The organism is Treponema sp. J25 (assembly GCF_004343725.1).
In the GTDB taxonomy this organism is placed as follows: Bacteria; Spirochaetota; Spirochaetia; order Treponematales; family Breznakiellaceae; genus J25.
Genome location: NZ_PTQW01000038.1, coordinates 1 through 5,942 on the forward strand (window position 1 = coordinate 1; position 5,942 = coordinate 5,942).

The 5,942-nt window shown below is 37.8% G+C and carries 5 protein-coding genes; all 5 read right to left on the reverse strand.

The genetic code is table 11. The annotated features are described in order from the left end of the window. Positions 1-120: 120 nt before the first annotated feature. The 5 genes from C5O22_RS13825 to C5O22_RS11315 all read right to left on the reverse strand — a co-directional run bounded on the left by C5O22_RS13825 (position 121) and on the right by C5O22_RS11315 (position 5,865). The gene (locus C5O22_RS13825; RefSeq protein WP_207895382.1) at positions 121-225 is read right to left on the reverse strand and encodes an HNH endonuclease signature motif containing protein; all 105 of its coding nucleotides are present in this window, start codon (positions 223-225) and stop codon (positions 121-123) included. A gap of 239 nt (positions 226-464) precedes the next feature. After that, positions 465-1,505 (reverse strand): glycoside hydrolase family 9 protein, encoded by a 1,041-nt coding sequence (locus tag C5O22_RS11300; RefSeq protein WP_165910508.1) that lies wholly within the window; start codon positions 1,503-1,505, stop codon positions 465-467. Continuing rightward, on the reverse strand, positions 1,444-2,598 hold the full coding sequence (locus C5O22_RS11305) for a hypothetical protein (protein ID WP_132781885.1): 1,155 nt from the start codon (positions 2,596-2,598) through the stop codon (positions 1,444-1,446). The genes C5O22_RS11300 and C5O22_RS11305 overlap by 62 nt, the downstream gene beginning before the upstream one ends. 117 nt (positions 2,599-2,715) lie before the next feature. Beyond that, on the reverse strand, positions 2,716-4,419 hold the full coding sequence (locus tag C5O22_RS11310; RefSeq protein ID WP_132781887.1) for an ABC transporter ATP-binding protein: 1,704 nt from the start codon (positions 4,417-4,419) through the stop codon (positions 2,716-2,718). A 12-nt stretch (positions 4,420-4,431) separates the two neighbouring features. Continuing rightward, complete coding sequence (locus C5O22_RS11315; protein WP_165910509.1) at positions 4,432-5,865, reverse strand: ABC transporter ATP-binding protein; 1,434 nt, start codon at positions 5,863-5,865, stop codon at positions 4,432-4,434. Positions 5,866-5,942: the final 77 nt, after the last annotated feature.

Genomic DNA, 5,942 nt, shown 5'->3' on the forward strand with positions numbered 1-5,942 from the left:
CCTCGACACCCTCCTGCCATACACCCTCGCCCCCAGCTCCTATTAATCAGCCCCAACGGGGTCATGGCAGCGGGTACAATTAAGAGGCGTATATCTGGTCATAAATAAGCTTAATATATATTAAATATTGCTCTTACGACGGTTACAATCGGCACATAGCATTTGACAGTTTTCAGCGGTCGTCCTACCACCTTTGCTCCAAGGGGTTATATGGTCGGCTTGCATATCATTTAACCGAACTCCCGATGAAATGTATCAATCATTCCAGGTCGTTGACTTGGTGAATCAAGCGGCGTGATACACCTTAAACTGCTGTAAAAAGTGTGTTGACAAAAGGGCGCATTATAATCTAGCTATTTGATTTCGCCACAGAACAAAGCAATAATAACTACAGGCCCCGAAATCGTTAAAGGCTTATTCCTTCATTTTCTTTTTTCGATTTCTTTTCGTTTTGTATTGATATTTCAGGAGCATATTAACCCCTTGCCGACATCGATAAAAGGCTGGCAGAACTGCAGGAGGAGCTTTTGAAGCGGACCGCCGCCCGGGCCGACTACGACGACGTGGCCGACGAGATTTACCGCCTGCGGGAGGAAAAGCAGAAGCTCCAGTTGGAAGCCGCCGGGCGGGACGAGCAGAAAAAGCGCATCGCTGATATGGACACTTTCCTCCGGGAGCAACCCGTCGCCCTCACCGAATACGACGAATCCCTTGTTCGGCGGTTGGTTGAAAAGGTTACCATATACGAAGATAAATTCACGGTGGAATTTAAGGCTCATATTTGCTGGATTATTCCCAAGAATGTAGTTTATAACAGAATTCGCAAAGTTTTTATAAGTAGTTTTTTTAGCTGCAGTTCCCACAGCTGGATAATCTGCCCATATTTTTGCAAGAAAAGCAGTTGCAGAAGCATATCTCAAAACGCCCCACGAATCAAGATATGGAAGTCCACCGGGTGTATAAGTTATACCACCTCCCTTCATCCACCAGTCAAGATATCTTTCAACCCATTCAACATAAACTTTCTTTCCAGTTATTTGCGCAAGTTTTAGTATAGCTCCATATTTCTTATCATCCCAGCATTGTGTCCACTTATAGTCAGAAGCATTCAAATTTGCAAAATATGTTTCTGCCTTCTGTAAATAAGTTTTGTTGGCATTTGTATCTGCAAGGTAAATCCATATTGCAGCCCAGACAAGTTCATCATAAAAACCACTCCAGGAGTTATAAAAACCATTGGCTGCAGTATAATCAGCATCACTCTTTGCATTTTCAGCAAGAGCATACAAAGCCTTAGCTGTATTTATGTCTCCGCCACCTATACCTGTAATATGAGAAAGAGCAAAAACAGCGGCTTCATTTGCAAGAACACATGAAATATTTTTTCCAGCATAGCTTGGTCTTGTGCCTGTTTGAAGTTCTGGAGGTCCCCAGTAAGCATGGTCAGCTCCACCATCTCCAACCTGATAAATTATGCTTCCACTTGTTCCACAGACAGGCTTCAAACATCTGATGGTACATGTATTCATGCATTGTTTCGGAACCGGCCTTTATTAAACCTGTACGCATATCATACATATCAGTGATTTCGGAAAAAGTCTTTATCATTTCTTCATTGCTGTCTTGCCTTTCCATGGCTTTTTCAATAAGCTTGTTTTTTTCCTCTTTAAAATTTCCGTAAAAAACATTCACAATTTCCTTTTTCTTATATCCTGCATTCCCTTCAGCTATTATGGATATAACGCCCCTGACAGAGTCGTCAGTTTCAACGGAAACAACTTTCAAAACTTCTGCAAATATGGTACTGACCGTCCTTCCCAAAGCAGTTTTAACGGTAACTTTAACCGGAACGTTTTTACTATAAGGCATAGACTTCGGCAATATAATAAAGCTTACTTTTTCCCCGGGTTGATAAAATGCTTTCGAAGGAATAATGGCATAGCCAAACTTCAAATAATTCAGCACATTCCTGTCTAAAAACCGTTTGTTTGTTTTATTGGAAATAAATTCGTCAAAGGGAGTAACTACAAAAGTGAAAAACCTCGTTGCAATCGAAAGCATTCTGTTTCGTACAAACATGCTCCTCTCCACTAATACAGCATTATTCCCCTTGTTTAATTTAAAAATAAAGGCAGAATTTTTTGCAAAGTAGTTGGGATTTCCGCTAACGCATAACTCCCCATTAATCCAAACCCTTATAGGCGACGGCAGGTTTGTTGATATATGTACCAACACCTCTTTATCATCATTGCTAAAGATATTGCAAAGACAATACACCATCTTCTCTTTGCCTTTTTCGCAAGCATTTTTAAAGAGTTTCTCCGGAGAATTATAGTGGTAAAAGGACCTTTCATGATCTGAAATATAATATCTCCAATTACTTTCTATCTCTTCATCTGAAAGGTTGTCCGCTTCATTTTCAGATATAACGATCCCATTTTCGCTTATATAGGGATCAACTCCGTTTTCATTTAAAACATCAACAATCTCTGCTTTAACAAGCCATCTGTTGAGTATGGCTTTTTTGTCTCCTGAAAAAGTTACAGGATAGTGCAATGCTGACTCAATAACTTTATTTAGATAATCTTGAACACCCATTATAAAAAACCCCGCTAAAATATCAGTTTATTTACAGTTCCCGCTATAAACCTTACAGGGATGGTATCGCAGAATCCAACTGTCGCTGCATATGCTGCAGCAAAATATGTACTGCTTTTATACAACATTTTCCACCTCTTTTTTGTGGATCAATTCATGCTTGTAAAGATTGTAGTACTCGCCTTTTAGCTTTAATAATTCCTCATGTCTGCCTTTTTCAACAATCATTCCGTCTTTAAGAACCAGAATCAAATCTGCATTAATAATTGTAGACAGTCTATGGGCTATTATTAAAACTGCTGTGTCTTCTTTAAACTCAAAAATTAGTTTCATAACTGCTTTTTCCGATATATAGTCGAGTGCAGATGTAGGTTCATCCAGGATTAAGACATCAGGCTTTTCCGGAATCATTGCTCTGACCAGGGAAAGCCTCTGCTTCTGGCCTCCCGAAAATGTGATAAAATCATTGTTAATCTGCGTTTCATAACCGTTTTCACGGCTTGTTATAACATTATCGAGTTCAAGCCTTTTAGTCAACTCCATCATCCTGTCTTTTGAACCTTTTTGGGAACCGTATAACAAATTTGCGGAAATTGAATCGGAAAAGAAGAAACTATTCTGAGGGGCATAACTTATTGATTCCCTCCATAAGCCTCCATCCAGCTTTGCCAGATCAATGCTGTCATTTATCAATATTTTACCGGAACACGGTTTATAAAATTTTAAAAGCAACTCACACAAGGTTGTTTTTCCCCCTCCACTGACACCCACCAGTGCTGTTACCTTTCCTTTCTCCAAAGTGAAGGATATATCTTTAAGAACACTGCTTCTGTTCGGATAATTAAATGATATATTTTGGAAGCTGATTTTTTCAACACGGGGAATGTTTTTTTCTCCTGCTTGATAGTCATCCTCATCAATATTCAGTATTTCATCAACACGTTCTTTTGAAATTTTAAACTTTTTAAAATCCTGTACAAAAGTACTGTAACTGTTCAAAACCTCAATGAGCGGAAAATAATAGGCCAATGCTGCAACCAAGTCCCCTAAACTGATACGGTCATTTACAAGCAGCCATCCCGCATATAAATACAAAGCACCGCTTATTATTGATCGAACCAATGAAGAAACAAAATCATTGATAAAGGTAATCGTAGCATTTTTCGTCTCGGTTGCAAATTCTTCGTCAAGTAATTTTTTCAGTTTTTCGCACTCCCACTCCGAACAACCCGAAAGTCTGGTTAAACTTAATATTTGTATGCGTTCGCGAATGAACTCATTAAATTTCTCACGGGTTGTTATTGATTTTCTGTATAATTTAGAAATCATGGGAGATATCTTTTTCGATTGAATTACATACAGCAAACCACACACAAATACAAATAACATAAACATTATATTTTTATAACCCAGTACCGCTCCGACGAAAACAAGTATCAGCAGTTTTTCAAAGGCTTGAAATTTCATGTTTTGATAATGTATAAACTGCTTAACGTCATCCGTGCATCTTGTTATAATCTCACCTGTTTTAGAAAATGAAAAATAATGAATAGGAACATTGAACAGTTTGCTGATTAATTTTAATCTTAATTGCGCAGCATTCTGCTCACTCCAAACAGTAAGTCCCCGTGCTTTCCTCCACTCTAAAAACCCCTGGGCAAACGGAATGAATAACACTGCTGTCAAACAGTAGATATACAAGTTCCATTCCTTTTTCACAAGCCGGTCTACAAGCAAACCCGTAAGCAGCGGATATGAAAGTGAAACAATCTGAAATAATATTATGCACAAAATTATTCTTGCAACCAACGCCCTTTTCATAAAGCAAGCTCCTTACTTTGAACTACTTAAACTTTCTATATTATACTGCTCCATATAAAGTTGATAATAATATCCTTTTTTTTGCAACAGTTCCATATGTGAACCCTGTTCGATTATTCCACCGTCTTTAATTACAACAATATTGTCAACTTTTGTCAATGTTGCCAACCGGTGAGCAATAATAATACTGGTAACGCCTTTCTGCAATTTTTCAAATGTTTTCTGTACTTTATATTCTGATTCAAGATCCAATGAAGCGGTGGCTTCATCTAAAATAAGGATTTTAGGTTTCCTCAGGAAAATTCTTGCGATAGACATCCTTTGCTTCTGTCCACCTGACAATTGTATTCCCCGTTCCCCAATCACTGTATCCAATTGCTCTTTCAAACCTTTTACAAATTCAAGCATGTCTACGTTTTCTACCGCTTTCCAAACTTCTTTTTCATCGACATCGTCAAGTCCGTAACAAATATTTGCTCTGATTGTATCATTAAGCATATAAGGCTGTTGGGTTATATAAAATACGCTTTGCCTGAATTTTTCCAAATTAATCTGACTTAAAGGTATGTTATCAATTCTGATTTCACCTTCCATTGGAGCTATTATACCCATAAGCAGATTTGCAAGCGTTGTCTTTCCAACACCACTCAGACCTACAATACCTACCGATTGACCCTTTTTTATTTTCAAAGTAAAGTCCTTCAATACCGGTATACCGTTGTATCCAAAGCTTATATTCTCAAAATCCACCTCACCTGATATTGAATGATCATTTATCTTGTCTTCATTGTTTATATACGGTTCATCCTGCAATTCTTCAAGTTCATACACTCTTTTAAGGTGTGTTTTGTACTCATGCATCATTATACTGAAACGCGAAACCTGCCATATGAAGTTGCGAACTTGGGATAAAAGCCCTACCATCATTATTACACTTCCGATTGAGCTATGCCCCAGTAAAACCTTATAACCCAAATATCCATACACAATACCTTCAGGTACCAGGTTCATAATTATATTAAGTATGACCAATTGGCTGAAAAAATTTATATGATTAATCTGTATATCGATATTCTCTTGCTGTTTCTCCTTCAGCCTCTCTATTTCTTTTGCCTCACAGTTATGAACTTTTATTAACCGTATCCCTTGTATATTCTCTTTTATCAACTGAAGGATTTTCCTGTTCGATTCTGCCTGCAAATCAAAACTATACCCTTTCTTGCTGAAAAGGTATCTTCTTATTAAGATGTAAGGTATATATACTGTGATAAAAAGAAACGGTATAAAAACATCCGTCTTTATTATAATTATAAAGCAAACAATTGCTGTAACTGTAACACCGAAAATATCCCTCATAATTAAAATAATTTTTTCTTTAATTACAAGAATACTTTCCGTAATCCTCTGGTACAGCGAATCGCTTCCAAATTCAGTAATTTTATTCAATTGCTTTGTCTGAAACAATCGTACCCGCTGCCATGACCCCGTTGGGGCTGATTAATAGGAGCCGGGAGCGAGGGTGT